This is a genomic window from Corynebacterium striatum ATCC 6940, assembly GCF_000159135.1.
GTDB classification, from domain to species: domain Bacteria; phylum Actinomycetota; class Actinomycetes; order Mycobacteriales; family Mycobacteriaceae; genus Corynebacterium; species Corynebacterium striatum.
Window position 1 is genome coordinate 16,464 of the sequence record NZ_GG667527.1, and the last position, 21,208, is coordinate 37,671.

General features: G+C 61.3%; 13 protein-coding genes. 9 read left to right on the forward strand and 4 right to left on the reverse strand.

Features of this window, described 5'->3' with window-relative positions; all coding sequences use genetic code 11:
- The first annotated feature begins 231 nt into the window (after positions 1-231).
- Positions 232-936, forward strand: a complete 705-nt coding sequence (locus HMPREF0308_RS10175; protein ID WP_005531315.1) for a response regulator transcription factor — start codon at positions 232-234, stop codon at positions 934-936.
- Positions 937-1,093: 157 nt separating this feature from the next.
- A complete protein-coding gene (locus HMPREF0308_RS10180) occupies positions 1,094-2,452 on the forward strand; it encodes a sensor histidine kinase (RefSeq protein ID WP_005531317.1) in 1,359 nt (452 codons plus the stop codon).
- Here the strand turns inward: HMPREF0308_RS10180 and HMPREF0308_RS10185 are convergent.
- On the reverse strand, positions 2,449-2,871 hold the full coding sequence (locus HMPREF0308_RS10185; protein ID WP_005531319.1) for an HIT family protein: 423 nt from the start codon (positions 2,869-2,871) through the stop codon (positions 2,449-2,451). The two genes, HMPREF0308_RS10180 and HMPREF0308_RS10185, sit on opposite strands and share 4 nt — an antisense overlap.
- Before the next feature lie 34 nt (positions 2,872-2,905).
- Here HMPREF0308_RS10185 and purD point away from each other — a divergent pair, with 34 nt between their 5' ends.
- From purD to HMPREF0308_RS10210, 5 genes are all read left to right on the forward strand, one after another.
- Positions 2,906-4,204 carry a phosphoribosylamine--glycine ligase gene (gene purD / locus HMPREF0308_RS10190; RefSeq protein ID WP_034657460.1) on the forward strand — a complete coding sequence of 433 codons (1,299 nt, stop codon included), beginning with the start codon at positions 2,906-2,908 and terminating at the stop codon, positions 4,202-4,204.
- A 72-nt stretch (positions 4,205-4,276) separates the two neighbouring features.
- The gene (purB, locus tag HMPREF0308_RS10195; RefSeq protein WP_005531323.1) at positions 4,277-5,716 is read left to right on the forward strand and encodes an adenylosuccinate lyase; all 1,440 of its coding nucleotides are present in this window, start codon (positions 4,277-4,279) and stop codon (positions 5,714-5,716) included.
- A 21-nt stretch (positions 5,717-5,737) separates the two neighbouring features.
- Entirely contained in the window at positions 5,738-6,607 is an 870-nt protein-coding gene (locus HMPREF0308_RS10200) for a phosphoribosylaminoimidazolesuccinocarboxamide synthase (protein WP_005531325.1), read from the forward strand.
- A gap of 38 nt (positions 6,608-6,645) precedes the next feature.
- Entirely contained in the window at positions 6,646-8,769 is a 2,124-nt protein-coding gene (locus HMPREF0308_RS10205) for a S9 family peptidase (RefSeq protein WP_005531326.1), read from the forward strand.
- A gap of 48 nt (positions 8,770-8,817) precedes the next feature.
- Entirely contained in the window at positions 8,818-9,504 is a 687-nt protein-coding gene (locus HMPREF0308_RS10210; RefSeq protein ID WP_005531329.1) for a DUF2334 domain-containing protein, read from the forward strand.
- Between the two features lie 197 nt (positions 9,505-9,701).
- Here HMPREF0308_RS10210 and HMPREF0308_RS10215 read toward each other — a convergent pair whose 3' ends face one another.
- A complete protein-coding gene (locus HMPREF0308_RS10215; RefSeq protein WP_034657461.1) occupies positions 9,702-12,395 on the reverse strand; it encodes an ExeM/NucH family extracellular endonuclease in 2,694 nt (897 codons plus the stop codon).
- Positions 12,396-12,757: 362 nt separating this feature from the next.
- On the opposite strand from HMPREF0308_RS10215, the gene HMPREF0308_RS10220 reads away from it, so the two are divergent.
- A complete protein-coding gene (locus tag HMPREF0308_RS10220) occupies positions 12,758-16,459 on the forward strand; it encodes a phosphoribosylformylglycinamidine synthase (RefSeq protein WP_211205702.1) in 3,702 nt (1,233 codons plus the stop codon).
- Between the two features lie 445 nt (positions 16,460-16,904).
- Complete coding sequence (gene trhA, locus HMPREF0308_RS10225) at positions 16,905-17,642, forward strand: PAQR family membrane homeostasis protein TrhA (protein WP_005531334.1); 738 nt, start codon at positions 16,905-16,907, stop codon at positions 17,640-17,642.
- Positions 17,643-17,662: 20 nt separating this feature from the next.
- Here the strand turns inward: trhA and HMPREF0308_RS10230 are convergent, their stop codons facing one another.
- Positions 17,663-19,750, reverse strand: a complete 2,088-nt coding sequence (locus tag HMPREF0308_RS10230; protein ID WP_005531336.1) for an acyl-CoA dehydrogenase family protein — start codon at positions 19,748-19,750, stop codon at positions 17,663-17,665.
- A 53-nt stretch (positions 19,751-19,803) separates the two neighbouring features.
- Positions 19,804-21,102, reverse strand: coding sequence for an acetyl-CoA C-acetyltransferase (locus tag HMPREF0308_RS10235; protein ID WP_005531337.1), 1,299 nt, complete (start codon positions 21,100-21,102; stop codon positions 19,804-19,806).
- Positions 21,103-21,208: the final 106 nt, after the last annotated feature.

A 21,208-nucleotide genomic window follows, 5' to 3' on the forward strand; every position in this document is an offset into this window, starting at 1 on the left:
CGAGTTGGCCGGGGAGTCAGTCATAAGTCGAAATACTAAGGCCTAGAAAAGGATTCTGCTTGACTTAGGGAAAATAGCTAGCCTGGAGGTTCACAGGTTGCGTCCAGAGTCTCTTCAGTGCCCTTGGATGACGAGGTGCCATTATCTAAAAGAAGCTCAAGAGAGAAACATTTAATCCGCAATCTCCCAACATCTGCCAAACGCAGCCGCTTAAGGAAGTTACAAGAAACAATGGACGATAGTAAAGAAGTAAAAGTCCTCGTCGTTGACGATGAGCCAAATATCGTGGAGTTACTCACCGTATCCCTGAAGTTCCAGGGATTCGAAGTATTTAGTGCTAACTCAGGCACCGAGGCGCTGCGCGTGGCCCGCGAAGTCAACCCCGACGCCTACATCATGGACGTCATGATGCCCGGCATGGATGGCTTCGAGCTCCTAGGCAAGCTGCGCCAGGAAGGCCTCGACGGCCCGGTCCTTTACCTGACCGCCAAGGACAGCGTGGATCAGCGCATCCACGGCCTGACCATCGGCGCCGATGACTATGTGACCAAGCCATTTAGCCTAGAAGAGGTCATCACCCGCCTGCGCGTCATCCTGCGCCGCGGCGCCAACGTGGACGACGTTAACAATGACGCCACCATCTCCTATGCGGATCTGACCCTCAACGATGACACCCACGAGGTCACCAAGGGCGGCGAGATCGTCGAGCTTTCGCCCACAGAGTTCAACCTTTTGCGCTACCTGATGCAGAACAAGGAAGTCGTGCTTTCCAAGTCCAAGATTCTGGACAACGTGTGGCACTACGACTTCGGTGGTGACGGCAACGTCGTCGAATCTTATATTTCCTACCTGCGCCGCAAGATCGATACCGGGGATACCCAGCTCATCCACACCGTCCGCGGTGTCGGCTATGTGCTGCGTATGCCGCGCTCCTAAGCGTCCTCAAAGTCCGAGAAACTAAAACCTAATGAGCACTTCTGATTCCGCGGCACCAAAGGTACCGCTTGATTCGCCTGAAGCGGTGGTAACTACGGGCGCTGCGGTTCCCGTCGGCGAGCCTGCTAAGCGACGCCGCGTGCAGCGACCCAAGGCGATGCCTTTGCGCACTTGGTTGCTCGTGCTCATGGTCTTGGTCTCTGGTCTGGGTCTTGCCGGTTCCTCGTTGGCTGTTTCCTCGATCATGACTGACGTCATGTACGCGAACGTGGACGAGCAGCTCAAAGAGGCCACCAATGGCTGGGTTCGCAACCTGAGCAACGATTCCTACGCGGGCGACTACTCCCGGCGTCCACCGACGGAATACGTTGTTTTGTCCTATCTGCCGGACGGAACCATTCTCTACACCGGCCCCAATGCCAGCATGCCGGACGCCAAGAAGCTCTATATCGATGACGAGCCGGCAACCATCAATTCAGTGGGAGATTCTGAAACCAAGTGGCGTGCCGTGGCCATCAAGCAAAACGGCACGGTCACCATCGTGGCCAAAGACCTGACCCGTGAGACGATCATGCTGCGCGGTCTCGCGATCGTGCAGATCATCATTACAGCGGTGGTCATGGGCATCATCGCTGTAGTCGGTATGTGGTTCATCCGCCGCGCGCTGCGCCCATTGCGAGTGGTGGAGAAAACTGCCTCGCAGATTGCGGCGGGAGACCTCGACAAGCGTGTCCCGGATTGGCCGCTACACACCGAGGTGGGCCAGCTTTCGGCCGCCCTCAACATCATGCTGGGGCAGCTGCAGCGTTCCGTGGTGCAGGCGCAGGAGAAAGAGGAACAGATGCGCCGCTTCGTGGGCGATGCCTCCCACGAGTTGCGCACCCCGCTTACCAGTTTGCGTGGCTACACCGAGTTGTATCGCTCCGGCGCCACGCAGGACGTGGACATGGTCTTTTCCAAGATTGATGATGAGTCCAAGCGCATGTCCCTGCTGGTTGAGGATCTCCTCGCGTTGACCCGCGCGGAGGGTTCGCGCCTAGACATGGGCACCGTGGATATGCTTGAGCTAGTGCTCTCAGCTGGTTCTTCGGCCCGCGCGGCCTTCCCTGGTCGCCAGATCGATGTGGTCAATGAGGCCGCCGATATCCCGCTGGTTAAGGGTGATCCTGACCGTCTGCACCAGGTGCTGCTCAACCTGGTCTCCAACGCGCTTCGCCACGGTGGCGAGGAGGCGAAGGTCAAGCTCACCATCCGCGAGGAAGCGGGGGAGAAAGGCACTGATGTGCTTATCGACGTCGCGGATGATGGCAAGGGCATGGCCCCCGAGGATGCCAGCCACATCTTTGAACGCTTCTACCGCGCGGATACCTCGCGTACCCGCGATACAGGCGGCTCCGGTTTAGGCCTGGCCATTGTGAAGTCCCTTGTGGAACAACACGGAGGCAGGATCTCTGTGGAGTCTGCGCTGGGCGAAGGCTCAACGTTTACGTTGCGCCTGCCCGCGCTGGCTGCCTAGCGGCGGCCTTCCTCGTCAGTGCCGAGGTGCTGACGGATGCGGGCTGCTGCCTCATCCATGGCGGCCGGGTCGGTGGCGTCGGCAGCATAAGCCTTGGCGAAGTCATACTCCTCCATCTTCTCGGTGGGGAAGAGGTGGATGTGGGTGTGTGGCACATCGAAACCCGCGATGATGTAGCCGGTGCGTGGGGTGTCAAAAGCGGTCTTGATAGCAGCGCCAATTTCCAGTGCCACCGCATTGAGGTGCGCCCACGTAGCTGGGTCAAGGTCAGTCCACTTATCTACTTCCTCGACTGGTACCACGAGGGTGTGGCCGTAGCGCAGCGGTTCGATGGACAAAAAAGCCACGCAGGTTTCATCGCGGTAGACAAAGCGACCTGGCAGTTCGCCATTAATAATCTTGGTAAATACAGAAGACATGGTGACTAGGCTACCGCCAGTTAAGATAGACGGCATGCGCATTCTCGTAATTGGCTCGGGCGGCCGCGAACACGCCCTGCTCAAAGGTCTCAAGGCAGATCCACTGACCACCGAACTTCACGTTGCCCCTGGCTCGCCTAATTTCGCGGACTTGGCCACCGTGCACCCTGCGTACTCCAAGGTTGATGACCCAGCTCAGATGCTTCAGCTGGCGAAGAAGATTGACGCTGAGCTCGTCGTCGTCGGCCCCGAGGTGCCGCTTGTGGCCGGCGTTGCCGACGAGCTGCGTGCCAACGGCATCGCCGTGTTTGGCCCCAACAAGTCCGCAGCTCAGATCGAGGGGTCCAAGGCTTTTGCCAAGGACATCATGAATGCAGCTGGCGTGAAGACGGCACGTGCGGAGCAGCTCGTGCCGGGCACTTCCGACGCCGAAATCGAGGCAGCACTCGACCGCTTCGGCCCGCCCTTCGTGGTCAAGGATGACGGACTTGCCGGTGGCAAGGGTGTTGTGGTCACCGATGATCGCGCTGCTGCCAAGGAGCACGTGAACGAGGTTCACGCGGCAGGAAACCCGGTCCTGCTCGAATCTTTCCTCGACGGCCCTGAGGTCTCCCTGTTCTGTCTCGTTGACGGCGAGACTGTAGTCCCGCTGCTGCCGGCACAGGACCACAAGCGCGCCTACGACAATGACGAGGGTCCCAATACCGGTGGCATGGGTGCATACACTCCGTTGCCGTGGCTGCCTGCCGACGGCGTGCAGCGCATCGTGGATGAAGTGTGCAAGCCGGTTGCCGCAGAAATGGTCAAGCGCGGCAACCCGTACTCGGGCTTGCTTTACGCCGGTCTGGCGTGGGGCAAGGAAGGCATTGCCGTCGTTGAGTTCAATTGCCGCTTCGGCGACCCAGAAACCCAGGCTGTTTTGTCCATGCTGGAGTCCCCGCTGGCGGAGGCGCTGAACGCCACCGCTACTGGCACGCTCGCGGAGCTGGACGAGCTGAAGTGGAAGGACGGCTACGCCGTTACCGTCGTCCTGGCAGCAGAGGGCTACCCGGCCTCCCCACGCAAGGGCGACGTCATCACTGGCCCAGGTCTGGATGACCCGAACAAGGTTCTCCACGCGGGCACCTCGCAAGCCGAAGGCTCGCCAGGTGTTGAAGAGGAAGTCGATGTCATCTCCAACGGCGGCCGCGTGCTCAATGTCTTGGGCCAGGGCGCCACGCTCGCCGAGGCACGAGCTGCCGCCTACGAGGTGCTAGAAGGCCTCAAACTGGAAGGCAGCTTCTACCGTCGCGACATCGGAAAGCGTGCCGAAGACGGCGAGATTTCTATCTAGCTTTTTCTAACGCACCCCCGTATAGCCCAGCTTGCTTCCAAAAGGTTCAGGCTGGGCTTTATACGTGGAATAATGTTTCCCGTGGCTGATAAGAAGAACATTTCCAACGTCCTGTCCTCTCGTTATGCTTCCGCTGAGTTGTCCAACATTTGGAGCCCGGAGCACAAGATCATCCTCGAGCGCCAGCTGTGGATCGCTGTCATGCGCGCGCAGAAGGATCTGGGAGTAGACATCCCCGCCGAAGCTATCTCGGCATACGAGTCCGTGATTGACCAGGTTGACCTCGAGTCCATTGCCGCTCGCGAGCGCGTCACGCGCCACGACGTCAAGGCCCGTATCGAGGAGTTCAACGCGCTAGCTGGCTACGAGCACATCCACAAGGGCATGACCAGCCGCGACCTCACGGAGAACGTCGAGCAGCTGCAGATTCACTCCTCCCTGCGCCTCATCCGTGATAAAGCCATTGCTGTGCTTGCGCGCATCGGCAAGCACGCCGCCGATTACCAGACACTGGTGATGGCAGGTCGTTCGCACAACGTTGCCGCCCAGGCCACCACCTTGGGCAAGCGCTTTGCTTCCGCAGCTGATGAAATGCTGCTGGGCATCGAGCGCGTGGAGTCCCTGCTCGCGCGATACCCGCTGCGCGGCATCAAGGGCCCGATGGGCACCTCCCAGGACATGCTCGACCTCATGGGCGGTTCCGAGGACAAGCTTGCTTCCCTGGAGACCGCAATTGCGGATCACCTGGGCTTCCACCGCATCTTCAACTCCGTGGGCCAGGTCTACCCACGCTCCCTCGACTTTGACGCAGTTTCGGCTCTGGTGGAGCTCGGCGCTGGTCCGTCCTCGCTGGCTACCACCATCCGCCTCATGGCCGGCAACGAGACCGTGACCGAGGGCTTCAAGGAAGGACAGGTTGGTTCTTCTGCAATGCCGCACAAGATGAATGCTCGTTCTTGTGAGCGTGTGTGCGGTTTCCAGGTCATCCTGCGCGGCTACCTGACCATGGTGGCCGATCTGTCTGGCCAGCAGTGGAACGAGGGCGACGTGTTCTGCTCCGTGGTTCGCCGCGTGGCACTTCCGGATGCATTCTTCGCTCTCGACGGCCAGTTTGAGACTTTCCTGACCGTCCTGGACGAGTTCGGTGCTTTCCCTGCCATGATTAACCGCGAGCTGGAGCGCTACCTGCCGTTCCTGGCCACCACCCGCATCCTCATGGCCGCCGTGCGCGCTGGCGTGGGCCGCGAGACCGCACACGAGGTCATCAAGGAAAATGCTGTGGCAGTTGCACTCAATATGCGTGAAAACGGTGGCGAGCAGGACCTCGTCGAGCGCCTTGCAGCCGATGAACGTCTGCCGATGAACGCAGCGGATCTTGAGGCCGCATTGGCTGACAAGCACGCTTTCATTGGGGCTGCTGAGTCCCAGGTTAATCAGGTTCTCACCCGCATCAACAACCTGGTCAGCGAGCACCCGAAGGCCGCCGCTTATACCCCAGGCGAGATTCTCTAAAAGCGAATTAGGATAAGACTCATGCGCCCAGAACTTTCTTCTTATAAGCACCTTGCATCAGGCAAGGTCCGTGACATTTATGACGTTGACGAGAACACCTTGTTGATGGTCGTCTCCGACCGCATCTCGGCCTACGACCACTCCCTGGACCCGGCTATCCCGGACAAGGGTCGTGTGCTGACCGCGACCTCGAAGTTCTTCTTCGACGTCATTGACTTCCCGAATCACCTCGCTGGCCCGCTCGATGACGAGCGCATCCCGGAGGAGGTGCTGGGCCGCGCCATGGTGGTCAAGAAGCTGGATATGCTGCCTTTCGAGTGCGTCGCGCGCGGCTACCTCACCGGCTCGGGACTTAAGGAATATAAGGAAAGCGGCACTGTCTGCGGCATCGAGCTGCCGGAGGGCCTCACCGAGGCCTCCCGCCTGCCGGAGCCGATCTTTACTCCGGCCACTAAGGCGGAGCAGGGCGAGCATGATGAGAACGTGTCTTTTGACGCGGTCGTCGCCAAGCTGGGCAAAGAGCGCGCGGAAGAGCTGCGCGCTGCCACCCTGCGCATCTACTCCGAGGCCGCCCGCATCGCGGAGGAAAAGGGCATCATCCTGGCCGATACTAAGTTCGAGTTCGGCATGGATGAAAACGGCACCCTCATCCTCGCAGACGAGGTGCTGACCCCGGATTCCTCCCGCTACTGGCCAGCCGATACTTATGAGGAGGGCAAGGTACAGCCTTCCTTTGACAAGCAGTACGTGCGTAACTGGCTGACCTCCCCGGAGTCCGGTTGGGATCAGGCTGCTGACACCACACCGCCGCACCTGCCTGACGACGTCGTCGAGGCCACCCGTGCTCGCTACGTCGAGGCTTATGAGCGTCTTTCGGGAAACTCCTTCTAAGGTTACTTCTAGCCGCAGATTGCGTAAAGTGGGGCGGCATGACTGAATTGACCCCGCCGATTGCCGCAAAACACCCCATCACCCGCGAGTTCCATGGCCGCAGCTTCGTGGATGATTACGAATGGATGCGGGATAAAGAATCCGCAGAAACGCTCGATTATCTGCGCGCGGAGAATGCTTATACTGAGCAGGAGACTGCGCACCTTAAAGAGCTGACTGAGAACATCTTCCAGGAAGTAAAGTCGCGCGTGAAGGAAACGGATATGTCCGTGCCTTCGCGCAGGGGCCAGTACTGGTATTACGGCCGCTCTGTCGAGGGCAAGAACTATGGCATTAGCTGCCGCGTTCCGGTGGCCGAAGGTGCTGACCCGTGGACCGCTCCCGTTATTCCAGAAGAAGGCGCGCCTGAGGGCGAGGAAATCCTCCTAGATGCCAACGAGCTAGCAGAAGGCACCGAATTCTTCGCGATGGGTGCTTCCACCGTCTCTGACTCCGGCAACCTTCTGGCTTATTCCGTGGATACCGCTGGCGACGAGCGTTTTTCTCTGGTCATCAAGGACTTGCGTACCGGCGAGCTGCTCTCCGACCGCCTCGAAGGCATCTTCTACGGTGCGACCTGGGTTGGCGACGACTACATCTTTTACACCACGGTCGATGATGCGTGGCGCCCAGATACCGTCTGGCGCCACAAGGTGGGAACTGAGCAGTCCGAAGACGTGCAGGTCATGCATGAAGCCGACGAGCACTTCAATATCGGCGTCGGCAGTATTCGCAGCGAGAAGTACCTGTTCATCGTCATCGGGTCGAAGCTGACCTCAGAGACCTGGGTGCTGGATCGCACGGACCCGGAAGGCGAATTCCAGGTTCTGTGGCAGCGCGAAGCAGGCGTTGACTACGACGTCGACTATGCCGAGATCGATGGCCAGGCCTATTGGTTTGTTACCCACAACGCCTCAGGCCCGAACTTCACCCTGGTCACCACGCCGCTGGCCGTAGGGGAGGACCTCGCACCGCTCCGCGAGCTCGATGTGCTGATTCCGCATCGCGAGGATGTGCGCCTGGAAGGCGTGGATACCTATCGCGACCAGGTCGTCGTAGGCTACCGCCGCGGCGGCATCGGGCGTGCCGCAATCATGGATGTACGCCATGGTTGGTCCGAATTTAAGGAATTAAACTTCAACGAAGAGCTCTACACCGTGAGCGTTGGCGGCAACCCAGAATGGGATGCGCCGGTACTGCGCGTGAGCTACACCTCCTTCATCCAGCCTTCGCAGCTTTTCGATTACCGCGTTGAGACTGGCGAGTACACCTTGCTCAAGGAACAAGAAGTCCCGGGCGGTTACAACAAGGATGACTACGTTGCCTACCGCATGTGGACGCAGGCTTCCGACGGCACCCAGATTCCGGTCTCCATCGTGCACCGCGCTGATCTTGACCGCACCAAAGCTAATCCGACGCTTCTCTACGGATACGGCTCTTATGAGACCAGCATGGACCCATACTTCTCCGTCTTCCGTCTGTCATTGATGGATCGCGGCATGATCTTCGCCATGGCGCACGTCCGCGGCGGCGGCGAAATGGGCCGCACCTGGTACGACGACGGCAAGCTTCTACAGAAAAAGAACACCTTCATCGACTTCATCGCGGTGGCCGATGACCTCATCGCGCGCGGCGTAACCACCGCAGATCAGATGGTGGCTGAAGGCGGCTCCGCCGGCGGCCTGCTGATGGGCGCGGTGGCAAACATGGCCCCGGACCGCTTCACGGCCATCCAGGCTTCTGTACCATTCGTGGATCCGCTGACTTCCGTCCTGAAGCCGGAGCTACCGCTGACGGTTATCGAGTGGGAAGAGTGGGGCGACCCGTACCACGACCCAGAGGTCTATGACTACATGAAGTCCTATGCGCCTTACGAGAACGTCACTGCGCAGAATTACCCGGACATTTTGGCGATTACCTCGCTCAACGACACGCGCGTGCTCTACGTGGAACCAGCGAAATGGATTGCCAAGCTGCGTGATACCGCAAAGGGCGGGCAGTTCCTCCTCAAGACGGAGATGGTTGCTGGCCACGGTGGCGTTTCAGGGCGTTATAACAAGTGGCGCCAGAATGCCTTCGAGTACGCGTGGGCCATTAACAAGGCCACGGGGTTGAAAGCCTAGAAGCTCTTCGCCGCGCGGACTCGCGGTGGCTGTGCGATAATTGCACTTATGCATGGCCACCTTCTAGTTTCGATTTCCAGCATCTTTTCTGACACGCGGAAACAAGCTAGTAACCTCATCAAAGAGCTCGACCGGGAAGAAATCCCGGTCTCTTTGCTGGTTGCACCACATATCGACGGCAATTGGCACCTGGCCAAGGATGACAAGACCTTAGGCTTTCTCAAAGAGCAGGAATCCGCGGGTAGGTTGCTCATCCTGAATGGCTTCGACCAAGCGGTGCAAGGCCGCCGCGCCGAGTTCGCTAACCTCGACTCGCACGAGGCCAATCTCCGTCTGAAGGGCGCCACGCGGCAGATGGCCAAGCTGGGCTTCGAGCCGAGCATCTTCGCACCTCCACGCTGGCGTATGTCGCCTGGCACCTTGGAGGTCCTGCCGAACTTTGCTTTCGATGTCGCGGCCTCCACGCGTGGCATCCACGAGTTGCGCTCGGGCAAGTTCCACCAGACCCGCAACCTCTCCTTCGGCGAGGGCTTCGGCGCGGCGAAGTGGTGGCGCCGCAACATTATTCGCGCAGCTGAGCGCTCCGCGCTGCGTGGCAACACCGTGCGTCTTTCCATCTCTGGCCGCAACCTGAATGACAGGAAAGTGGTATCGGACTTCATCAAGGCGGTTGACCGCGCCGCGAGCGCCGGCGCGCAGCCCGCGGACTATGGAGTCTTTTTGGCGAAGCGTTAAAAGCCTCCCGCGGAATTGCACGTCAAGCGTGCACCGAACGCACGCCGAACGCGCAAAAGCGTGCACCGAACGCGCTAAAGCGCACAATTTGCCAATTAGACTGCCGAATCCGCGCTAATTCAGGGCACTATTTGGCAAATTGTGCGTAAGGGGAAACGCTCCGGGGAAGACGCCCCGGAGGAAACGCTCCCGGGAGCCTAGAGCTTGAGGAAATCCCGGACCTGCGGTGGCAGGGCGTCGATGAGCTGGGGTGTCAGGAACTTCAGCGAACCGCCGAGCAACATTGCGATGCCGGGGACGGCAACCGCAAGGATCAATGCGATGATGCTGCCGGTGCTCGAACCAGAGCTAGAGCCGTTACTGGAGCTGGAGCCTTTGTTGGTGCCGGGCTTGCTGTCTGGGTCGGTGTCTGGTTCTTCGTCTGGGGTAGCGGCCGCCTCGCCCAGGCTGAATCCGACCTTGACCGGGTCGTGGTCGGAGGCGCGGAACGGGGAATCGTCGTAGAAGTCCACGATGTTGTAATTGCGGCGAGAGTACTCAAAGGCCACCGGCTCGTCGGCATTGATGTTCCACACCTGGGCGTCGGTTACCTTGCCGGATACAACCTCGTTTGCCAGGACGTGGTCGAGGGAACCCAACAGGCCAGAGAACTGGTAGGAGGCATCCGCGTGGTAGTCCTCAGCGGGAACGGTGTAGCCGCTGTCGCGGAAGACATCGATGGCATCGCCGTGGGTATAGGTGTTGAGGTCACCCATCACGAAGGTGGCCTTGTCCTGCCAATCTGGCTGCTTAGCCAGGTGCTCAAGAACGGCTTCGGCCTGTGCCTTGCGCACGTTGGGGTTGTTGCCCTGGCCGTCGCCGGTGTCGGCGTCACCCTTAACAACGGAACCCTTGGACTTGAAATGATTGGCCACGGCCACGAAGGTCTCGTCATCCGCGGCGTCGACTGGCGCGAACTCCTGCGCTAGCGGCTCACGGGCCGTTCCAGTGAAGCGGTCGTCGACGAAGATGCGGGATTCACCAACCGGTTTGACGCGTTCCCTTTTATAGATGAACGCGGTGCGAATGACGTCCACGGTGTCCGGCAGCTTCTCCGGGGAGGCCACGTAGGCCCACTTCTCGGAACCAGCGGCCGCGTTGAGCTCGTCGGTCAGGTGCGCCAAGGCTTGGTCGCGCTTGGACTTGTCGCCGGTGACGCCGTAGCCGTCTTCGATTTCAGAAAGGGCGATGACGTCGGCATCAAGACCGTTTACGGCCGCGACAATCTTGCGCTGTTGGTTCTCGAAGGCCTCCGCGGTATAAGCACCGCGGGTCGTGCCGCGCTTGACGGTGACTGGGTTGCCGTCCATGTCATCGTAGGAGCTGCCGCCGTACTCCTCGCCAAGGGAGGTGAAGTAGTTCAATACGTTGAAGGCACCAATGGTGTATTCTCCTTCGACGTCGAGTGCGTGCAGTTCCTTTTCGCGGGAGTCTTCCCAGGTAATCGGCAAATCGCTGCCTGCCGTATTGCCCGTTACCGGTGCGGTGGGCTGGTAGCGCCACTGTTCATGGGAGTAACCCACGATGACCGGGTGCTGGAAAGTTACCTGGTCAGTGGTGCGCAGGGACTTGATGGTCTGCGCGTTGTCCTGCGCGATATATGGCAGCGGGGTGGATTGGTCAGACTCGAGGTAGTTTTTCGTGCGGCCATCGTCCAGCGTGACCAGCTTGGCGGCGTTGGAAGCGGCGAGTTTCTGTAAGTCGGAGTCTGGGTCTGTCGACGGGTCATAAAGGTCCGACGGCTGGCGGAGTGCCTCAGTGCCCGGCGCCAGGCCTACCTCGCCATACTGGTTGAGCGCGTAGTTGTTGGTCACGGTGTGGGTGCCAGGCAGCACCAGCATGTGCTCGTAGGCCTCACGGGCGACGTCGCCTTCCGGCAGGGCCTCCAGTTCGAGCGCGGTGACCTCCGGCAGGGGAGCATCGAGCTTCTCGACGGCATCTGCGGTTAGCTGGGTGGCGTCAAAGAACTCCGAGACCTTGCCAGAAACCTGCACGGAATCCCCGAGCTGCGGATAAGCAGAGGCTTCCTTGCTACCCATGTAAATAAACAGCGCCGGGGAAGCAGCAGGAGCCTCGTTTCCGGTGCCGCCGGTCTGGATAGTGAAGCCGTTGATGCCGCCCTCGGACCACACGCCAGTGACGACGCCCTTGGTCGTGACGTTCTGGTCTTTAACCGGAGACTGAGCGCCGGTTCCCTGGATTTCTTCGATGCTTAGCTCGCGGCCGGGGTCTGCAGGCTGCGTTGGTTCCTCTGGCTCAGCGGGCGTGGTTGGTTCGTTTCCGGAAGGCGTAGGAGTTGGCGTGCCGACATGGAAATCGGCAGCGTTGTCGTCGGTATCGGTGCCCGCCTCATCGCGAGAGACTGACTCTGCATTGGAGGTGCATGGGGCAGGGGTGCCTTCTGCCAGCTGGGCGGAACCGTAACCGGCGAGGTCAACCTCGTTGCCGGAGGCGTCGTAAAGCTTGACCGATCCCTTCGAACCGGACAGGTTCAGGGAGGACTCCGCGTCTGGGGTAGGCAGTGGCGTGGAGCCGCCGTTGCCCTGGCCAGCCTGAATCAGGTAGTGCTTGCCAGCCGGAATCGCGCCGCTGAGAGCAGCCTTGCCGCCCGAGTTGCCACCGGCGGAAAAGTACTCGACGGACCAACCATCCAGCGAGACCGCGGCTTCGGTGGGGTTGAAGAGCTCGATGAAGTCGTGGGTAAAGGTCGCACCAGAGTTTCCGCCGCCGCCGTAAACCTCAGAAAGGACCACGGCATCACCTGCGGGGGCTGCATGGGCGGGGACGGTGAGAGTGGAGAAAGTGGAGATGAGCGCGGTCAAAGAAAGCGCGTGGAGAGAACGAGAGCGCATGAGAAACCTTGCAATAGGAGATATATGACCATTTGTTTCTAAGGCACCGCGTCGGGCTTGCCAAGCGTTCATCCCCCAGATGTCTTGGGGGTTTACCTGCATGCCCAAAAAGTTTGTCTTGCGGTTCATCGGGTGTTTACGTGGGCTTCGCGGGGCAGGGGCGTGCGAACTGCGCACAATTTGCCAAGCAAGCCCGGAAAATCAGCAAATTTGGGCGCACTATTTGGCAAATTGTGCCCACGCGAGGCCTCGGTGCCAGTAATCCTCCAAACCGAACCACCCCCAACCCGCCGCCCTATAGAATTGGTTTTCGTTCCCCGCGGGAAATACTGTGGGCACTAAGTCGACTACCGAGTTAAAACTTGAGCTTAAAGAAAACTGGAGGCACGATGGTTCAGCGCGTGTACGTGGAAAATCGCGAGGGTGGGCATGCCGCGGCATTGTCGAAAGAGTACGGCGTCAAAGTGCGCCTGCTCAACCGCTATGACGTAGAGGGCACCACGGATGAGGAGTTCGCCACCGCGGTTCAGCTGGTTCTCTCTGAACCGCAGGTAGACACAACCTATTCCACGTTGGACGAGGCCGGCGTCGACGGCGAGGTCCTCGCGGTCGAGCCGCTACCTGGTCAATTCGATCAGCGCGCGGACTCCGCTGCACAGTGCATTCAGTTCCTCTTTGAAAAGGAGCGCCCGCGCGTTCGCACCGCTGTGGTCTACGCAGTCGAGGGCACCATTCCGGAGGCCATGCGCGTAGGCCTCATCAACCCAGTGGAGGCCCGCGAGGCTTCCCTGGAACTGCCTGAGACGCTGGCACTGCAGGTGGCCACGCCCGCTGACGTGGAGACCCTCGAGGGCTTTACTGCGCTTTCCGACGCCGCCCTCCCCGAATTCGTCGCATCCCACGGCCTGGCCATGGACGCTGACGACGCCACCTTGATTCGTAACTACTTTGCTTCCGAAGACCGCGAACCCACCATCACCGAGCTCAAGGTAATCGACACCTACTGGTCCGATCACTGCCGCCACACCACTTTTGAGACGGTTCTCGACTCCATCACCTTCAACGAGCCAGCCGTCGAGGCTGCTTACCAGGACTACCTCGCAGCCCGCGAGTCCATCGGCCGCACCAAGCCGGTGACCCTGATGGACATGGGCACCATCGCGGGCAAGGTCCTGCGTGCCACGGGCAAGCTCGACGCCATGGACGTCTCCGAAGAGATCAATGCCTGCACCGTGCACGTCACCATCACCGTTGACGGCAAGGAAGAGCCATGGCTGCTGCTCTTTAAGAACGAGACCCACAACCACCCAACCGAGATCGAGCCTTTCGGTGGCGCCGCTACCTGTATCGGTGGCGCTATCCGTGACCCGCTGTCCGGCCGCGGCTACGTCTACGGCGCCATGCGCATCTCCGGCTCCGGCAACCCACTGGAGACCACCACGCGCCCGGGCAAGCTGCCGCAGAAGACCATCGCGCGCGTAGCCGCTGCCGGTAACTCCTCCTACGGCAACCAGATCGGCCTGGCCACCGGCCTCGTCGACGAGCTCTATCACCCGGGCTATGTGGCCAAGCACCTCGAGATGGGTGCAGTTGTCGCGGGCGCACCAGCCGCTAACGTGCGCCGCGAGGTGCCGGCCGCAGGTGACCTCGTGGTCTTGGTCGGAGGTGCAACCGGCCGCGACGGCATCGGCGGAGCCACCGGTTCCTCCAAGTCGCATACCGTGGAATCCCTGACCACCGCGGGCGCGGAGGTGCAGAAGGGTAATGCGCCGGAGGAGCGAAAGCTGCAGCGTCTGTTCCGCAACCCGGAATTCTCCAAGCTCATCAAGCGCTGCAACGACTTCGGCGCCGGCGGCGTCGCCGTGGCTGTGGGCGAGCTGGCTGATTCCCTCGAGATCAACCTGGACGCCGTCCCAAAGAAGTACGAGGGCCTCGACGGCACCGAGCTGGCACTGTCTGAGTCCCAGGAGCGCATGGCTACCGTGATTGAGGCAGGCGACGTCGACAAGCTCATCGCCCTCGCCAACGAGGAGAACCTCAACGCCGTGGTCGTTGCGGAGGTCACTGACTCTGGCCGCATGCGCATGCACTGGCGCGGCACCACCATCGTGGATCTCTCACGCGAGTTCCTCAACACCAACGGCGCGGACAAGCACGCCACCGCTGACGTCGCCCCTGCTGGTGATTGGCGCGGCGCGTCCCGTGAGTGGGCGCGCCAGGAGGACTTCAACGCGTCCTTCCTCGGCATGGCCTCCGACCTCAACGTTGCCTCCAAGCAAGGCCTCTCCGAGCGCTTCGACTCCACCGTCGGCGCGGGTACCGTGCTCATGCCTTTCGGCGGCACGCGTCAGGCCACCCCGATCCAGGCAATGGCCAACACCCTCCCGGCGCTGGGCGAGACCACCAACTGCTCCGTGATGTCCTGGGGCTACAACCCATACGTCACCGAGGCCAGCCCGTACCACGGCGCCTACCTCGCCGTTGTGGAGTCCGTGTCCAAGCTGATTGCCACCGGCGCCTCCTTCGATGAGACCTACCTGTCCTTCCAGGAGTACTTCGAGCGCATGGACTCTGCCTCCGCGTGGGGTAAGCCAACTGCTGCGCTGCTGGGCACCATCAAGGCCCAGCTTGGCCTCGGCGTCGCCGCGATCGGCGGCAAGGACTCCATGTCCGGAACCTTCGAAGAGCTGCACGTTCCACCAACGGTTATCTCGGTTGCCGTCAGCCACGACGACGCGGGCAACATGGTCCCTAACCACTTCAAGGCCGCAGGCCACCAGGTGACGCTGCTTTCGCCTGCGCTTGCCGACGTCTCCGATACCGCCCTCGCCGGCCTGCCTACCCCAGAGTCGCTGGTGGAGAACTTCCGTACCGTGACTGAGCTGCTGCGCTCAGGCAAGGTCGTCTCCGCGTACACCCCCGGCTTTGGCGGCCCTGCCGAGTCCGTGCTGAAGATGGGCCTGGGTGAGGGCATCGGCTTCGCCTTCGCTGACGACGCCCCTCTCTACGATTACGCCTACGGCGCCTTCGTCCTCGAGTGGGCAGAAGGCCAGGAGCCCGTTGCCGGCTCTGCCCTGGGTACCACCACCGCTGGCGGCTTCAGCTACCGCGGCGCGGAGGTCAGCTTTGCTGACGCTGAGGCTGCCTACTTGGGCACCCTGGAAGAGATTTACCCGACCACGGTGGAGCAGGCTGGCTCTGTTGACCTCGGCGCTGCTGCTAAGGGGGAGACGGTCGCACGGACCATCACCCCGACCTTCGGTGGGGCAAAGGCCACGGCGCTCATCCCGGTCTTCCCGGGCACCAACTGCGAGTACGACTCTGAGGCAGCGCTGCGTCGCGCGGGTATCGAGTCTGAGATTCTCGTGGTGCGCAACCGCACCCCTGAAGACATTGCTGAGTCCGTGGACCGCATGGCGGCTGCACTGGACCGCTCGCAGATGCTCTTCCTGCCGGGCGGCTTCTCCGGTGGTGACGAGCCGGATGGCTCCGCGAAGTTCATCACCTCCTTCCTGCGCAACCCGTCCCTGTCCGCAGGCGTGCAGGGCCTCCTCGACGAGCGCGGCGGCCTCATCCTGGGCATCTGCAACGGCTTCCAGGCGCTCATCAAGCTCGGCCTGGTTCCGTTCGGAGCCATCTCCGAGCCAGGCACTGAGACCCCGACCCTGACCTTCAACAGCATCGGCCGCCACCAGTCGCGCATCTCCCGCGTCCGCGTGGTCAACAACGATTCGCCATGGCTGTCCAAGGTCAATGAAGGCGACGTCTTCTCCGTCCCGATTTCGCACGGCGAGGGCCGCATCACCGCTGGTGAATCTGAGTGGGAGCGCCTCAAGGCTGCCGCAGTGACTCAGTACGTGGACGCTGCAGGCAACCCGCTGATGGATATCTCTGTGAACCCGAACGGTGGCCTCTTCGCCCTTGAAGGAATCATGTCCGAGGACGGCCGCGTCCTGGGCAAGATGGGCCACTCTGAGCGCATCTCGCCGTCGACGTACAAGAACGTGCCGGGCGAGTACGACATGTTGCTCTTTGAGTCCGCGGCGGACTTCTTCCGCAAGTAGTTCCGAGCCCGGCTGGTTGGGTCCTCCTGGTTGGGTCCCATTCCTTGGCTCCCTTTGCTAGCAAAGGGAGCCTTTTTCATCCCAAAACACAAAACTTCACTCGCAATAGGACCCAACCAATGGGACCCAAAGACGGGGACCCAACCGGTGTGGGAGCCTCAGAGCGAGCGATGGTCTGTGCTCAGCTGATCTTCATCTGTTGCTCGAACCAGCCGAAGGAGTGCGCGCCCTGGTCAGTGGAGACAGCTCCTGGGTCATCCGGTTTATGCGCTCTTGGCCGCCCTGTACACCTGGCAAGAGATAGAAGCTCGGGCGTGGCTGGTCACCACCGGGGAGCAGAGCATTGTTGGAGATCCCCTTGAACCCCTGAGGCTAGGCCCGTATAGTTACGGAAACGTAAGTTTAGTGTTGAGGCTAAATAGATTCCCAAAGTAAGGCTTTCTTGATGGCGATCCAACATAGGGTCACGACCCCCGACGAAAAATGCGAAAACGGCGCTTTAGAAAAACTCATTGAGCGCCGCTATTTCGTGGCAGACCGCGGCGAACGCCCACTAACGCGTGGGTGGGGTCATCTCTTCGCGGCTATTGCTTCCGTGATTGCCTCCACTGTCTTAATTACGTTTGCGTGGATGAGCATCTCGTGGGACCAGGCGCTTGCAGTGACCGTCTATGGCGTTGGGGTGGTGGGGCTCTTCGGCGTTTCGGCCCTCTATCACCGTTGGCCATGGCCCACCGCGCGGGCGGTGCGATGGTGGCGGCGCGCTGACCATGCCACCATCGCGGTGTTTATTGCTGCCACCTATACGCCGCTCTGTGCGATTGTGCTTGAGCCGGTCCAGGCTGCTTGGATACTGGGCATAGCGTGGGTTGGTGCAATTATGGGCGTCATCCTGAATCTGGTGTGGATTGACCACCCACGCTGGCTCGATGTGGTGGTGTACCTGACCTTGGGATGGTTGGTGTTGCCTTTGATTCCAATGTTGTGGACTGAGGCGGGGCCCGCTGTGGTGTGGCTGCTGTTCGCAGGCGGCGTCATCTATTCCGTGGGCGCGTTGGCCTATGGCTTTAAATGGCCAGGCCGCAACGCCCGGTGGTACGGCTACCACGAGCACTTTCACACGGCGACTATCGCCGCCGCCGTTGTACACATGGTCGCTGTCTGGATGGTCGTTGCGGCCTAACTAGTGGTGCGGCGCTTTAGTTAGTGGCGAAGCGGGTCTACGCCTGTCTCGGTGAGCATCGGAATGTTGGATACCTCGGAAGGCAGGCCGAAAGCGTCTACCAAGACCACCGACCAGGGCGCCAGGGAATCGACGAGGTCGTTGATGGCGGCGCGAGCAGCCTTCATACGGCCTGCGGGAAGCAGGTTGTGCTCCTGATACCAGCCGGCGTGCTCGACCAGCGTGGACAGAACGAACAGGTGACGTAGCTGCTCGAATACCTGGCGCGCCAGCGAACCCTCTTCCAGGCGCTCCTCTGCTTCGATCATGGCCTGGACCAGCAGGGTATCCACGCGGGCCCAACCAGCCGCGATGAGGTGGTCCTGGCACTTGTCCACGATGGCGGCCGCCTGCACCTTATCCGCCTTGCGGGCTGGCTGGATGCGGCGCACGAGGGAGAGGAGCACGGACTGGGCGCGATCGTCGATGAGCTTGGCCTGGTACACGGCGTCGAAAAGCGATGCCTCATTCGGGTTCACCAAGTCCACCAGCCCCTGCAAGCGAGTGGTGAAGCCGGTGCGGCGGCGGACCACTTCGGTGGCGGTCGTCGCGGCGTAACGCACGGTGTCCCATGGGGACATGTCGTTCATCGCGCGGCCATATGCCGTGAGTAGATTCTTGCCCACCATCTGGATGAGGACGGTGTTGTCGCCCTCGAAGGTGGCGAAGACATCGGAGTCGGCACGGTAGGTGGTCAGGCGGTTCTCCGACATGTAGCCGGCGCCGCCGCAGGCCTCACGGCATTCTTGAATGGTGCGGATGGCGTGCTGGGTTTGCGCTGCTTTGATGGCGCCGGCGAGGGACTCCATCTCGCGGGAGGCGAACTTCTGCTCCTCATCCGGGGTGGTCACGGACCATGTGCCGGACTCCTGCTGGTCGTTCATTTCCTGGTAGCGCTCCAGGATCTGATTGTGTAGCAGGTGCAGCGCATAGGTACGTGCGAGCGGGATGAGCAGGCGGCGGCGGTGCTGGCGGTGATCGATGAGACGCTTTTCGGAACCGGTTGCGCCTTCGAACTGGCGACGTCGGTTGGCGTAGCGCAGCGCAATATCCAACGAGGCTTCAGTCGCGGCACCGGCGGCGCCCGCCACGCCCATGCGGCCGCGGATGAGCGTGCCCAGCATGGTGAAAAAGCGGGCGTTGGGGTTCTCAATAGGGGAGGTGTACTTGCCTTTCTCGTCGACATCGGCGAAGCGGTTGAGCAGGTTCACGCGGGGGACCCGGACATTGTCGAAGCGCAATGTGCCGTTGTCTACGCCGACCAGGCCGCCCTTGTGGCCGTGGTCGCCCACGGTGACACCCGGCAGGGAGTTACCCTCTTCGTCGCGAATCGGCACGATGATGGCGTGCACGCCGTGGCTGCGGCCATCGCTGCCCGGGGTGTAGAGCTGTGTAAAGACCACTGCGGCGCGGCCGTCCTTTGCGGCGTTGCCGATGTAGTTCTTTACCGCGGTGTCCTTTGGAGTGTTGATGATGAACTCATCAGTCTCCGGATCATAGGTAGCGGTAGTCTCCAGGGACTGGACGTCAGAACCGTGACCGCGCTCGGTCATGGCGAAGCAACCAGGTAGTTCAAGGCTGCTTGCCTTTTCTACCCATTCGAGGTGGCGTTCGGTGCCCAGCTGGTCGAGTGCGCCTCCCCACAGGCCCCACTGCACGCCGGACTTGATGGCCAGGGAGCCGTCGGCCCATGCCAGGCCTTCCAGAGTGAAGGTGGAAAGAATCGGCTTGCCCGGACCGCCATAGTCGCGGCGCAGTCCCTTCTGGAAGCCGCCGAAGTCGCGGACCTTTGTAAGGTTGTTAAAGGTGTGCTCGCGCTGCTCGGCAACCGAGAGCTCAGGACGTGGGAAGAGGCTTGGATCGTCGATGAATTCGCGCAACTCGTGGCGGAAAGAGGCGTGTGGGCCGTCGAGAAGCGCTCCCAGCTCGGTGGCCACGGAAGGCTTCGGAGTGGTGGGCAGGCGGCCTGGGCTGCGCGGCTCGGCTTGGGCTGGTGCAGAACGGCCGTCGCCGCGGCCAGGGTTTTGTTCCTTGTTGGAGTCTCTGCTCAGAGTCTTGGTGAGTGCCATGATGGGTTTCCTTAATTGATTGGGGAGTTTGGGCAGGTGGTCTCGTTGGTGTTCTAGTGCTCGACGATGGCAGCCACGCCCTGGCCGCCGGCTGCGCAGATGGAAATCAGAGCGCGGCCGCCGCCGTTTTCTTCCAGAATCTTGGCGGTGGTGGCCAGGATGCGGGTGCCGGTTGCGGCGAACGGGTGGCCCGCTGCCAGGGAGGAGCCCTTTACGTTGAGCTTGGTGCGGTCGATGGGGCCGAGCGCGCCGGGCAGTCCGAGGCGCTCGCGGCAGTAGGTCTCGTCTTCCCAGGCGGTCAGCGTGGCTAGTACCTGGGAGGCAAATGCCTCGTGGACCTCATAGAAGTCGAAGTCCTGCAGGCTGAGGCCGTTGCGCTCAAGCAGGCGAGGAACCGCGTAGGTCGGTGCCATAAGCAGGCCGTCGCCGCCGTGGATGAAGTCCACTGCAGCGGTCTCGGAGTCCACCAGGTAAGCAAGCGGTTCGAGGTTATGCTGTGCGGCCCAGTCCTCGTTGCCAAGCAGCGCCACCGAGGCGCCATCGGTAAGCGGCGTGGAGTTGCCTGCAGTCATCGTGGCCTGGGTGCCGTGCTGTTGGGCGTCGCGCTTGCCGAAGACTGGCTTGAGTTGTCCGAGCTTTTCCAAGGTGGAGTCCGCGCGCAGGTTGGTGTCGCGGTTGACGCCCAAGTAGCCGGTGGTCAGGTCAGTAAAAAAGCCCTCTTCCCAGGCCTGGTGTAGCTTCTGGTGGGACTCCAACGCCAGCTGGTCTTGGTCGGCGCGGGTGACCTTCAACTCGCGGGCGGTGATGGCTGCATGGTCACCCATGGAAAGGCCGGTGCGTGGCTCGCCGTTCTGGGGCTGCTCGGGCGCCAGCTGTCCCGGGCGAATGGAGCCAATGAGCTGTGCACGCTGGGCCACGGTCTTGGTGCGGGAGAGGTTAATGAGGGTCCGGCGCAGAGAGTCGTTGACGGCGAGCGGTGCGTCCGAGGTGGTGTCGGTGCCACCCGCGATGCCGGAGCTGATGCGGCCCCGGGCGATGGCGTCACCGACGTGGATGGCCGCTGCCAGCGAGGTGCAGCATGCCTGCTGGAGGTCGATGGCTGGGGTAGTGGAGTCGAGCGCAGAACCCAGGACCACCTCACGGGTGAGGTTGAAATCGCGGGAGTGCTTGAGAACTGCGCCGGCGGCGACGAGTCCTAGGCGCTCGTCGTGCAGTCCATAGCGAGCGACGAGGCCGTCGAGCGCGCTCGTCAGCATGTCTTGGTTGGAGGCATGCGCGTATTCCTTGTTGGAACGAGCGAACGGGATGCGGTTGCCGCCTAGGATTGCTACGCGGTGCGAAGTGGTGGTCATTGCGACTCCTTGGTGGGAAATCCTTGCTAGGAACGTGCTAGGAAAAGTTTTCACTCAAATGCTCTACATCACAGGCTGAATGATATTGTTAGTTCTATCACTTAAT

What these genes read in the sequence shown, in the direction of transcription:
- HMPREF0308_RS10185 (WP_005531319.1), bottom strand. Translation starts at nt 2,871, where the DNA reads ATGTCTTCTGTATTTACCAAGATTATTAATGGCGAACTGCCAGGTCGC.
- HMPREF0308_RS10205 (WP_005531326.1), top strand. Translation starts at nt 6,646, where the DNA reads ATGACTGAATTGACCCCGCCGATTGCCGCAAAACACCCCATCACCCGC.
- purD (WP_034657460.1), top strand. Translation starts at nt 2,906, where the DNA reads ATGCGCATTCTCGTAATTGGCTCGGGCGGCCGCGAACACGCCCTGCTC.
- trhA (WP_005531334.1), top strand. Translation starts at nt 16,905, where the DNA reads ATGGCGATCCAACATAGGGTCACGACCCCCGACGAAAAATGCGAAAAC.
- purB (WP_005531323.1), top strand. Translation starts at nt 4,277, where the DNA reads ATGTTTCCCGTGGCTGATAAGAAGAACATTTCCAACGTCCTGTCCTCT.
- HMPREF0308_RS10210 (WP_005531329.1), top strand. Translation starts at nt 8,818, where the DNA reads ATGCATGGCCACCTTCTAGTTTCGATTTCCAGCATCTTTTCTGACACG.
- HMPREF0308_RS10175 (WP_005531315.1), top strand. Translation starts at nt 232, where the DNA reads ATGGACGATAGTAAAGAAGTAAAAGTCCTCGTCGTTGACGATGAGCCA.
- HMPREF0308_RS10200 (WP_005531325.1), top strand. Translation starts at nt 5,738, where the DNA reads ATGCGCCCAGAACTTTCTTCTTATAAGCACCTTGCATCAGGCAAGGTC.
- HMPREF0308_RS10180 (WP_005531317.1), top strand. Translation starts at nt 1,094, where the DNA reads ATGCCTTTGCGCACTTGGTTGCTCGTGCTCATGGTCTTGGTCTCTGGT.
- HMPREF0308_RS10235 (WP_005531337.1), bottom strand. Translation starts at nt 21,102, where the DNA reads ATGACCACCACTTCGCACCGCGTAGCAATCCTAGGCGGCAACCGCATC.
- HMPREF0308_RS10230 (WP_005531336.1), bottom strand. Translation starts at nt 19,750, where the DNA reads ATGGCACTCACCAAGACTCTGAGCAGAGACTCCAACAAGGAACAAAAC.
- HMPREF0308_RS10215 (WP_034657461.1), bottom strand. Translation starts at nt 12,395, where the DNA reads ATGCGCTCTCGTTCTCTCCACGCGCTTTCTTTGACCGCGCTCATCTCC.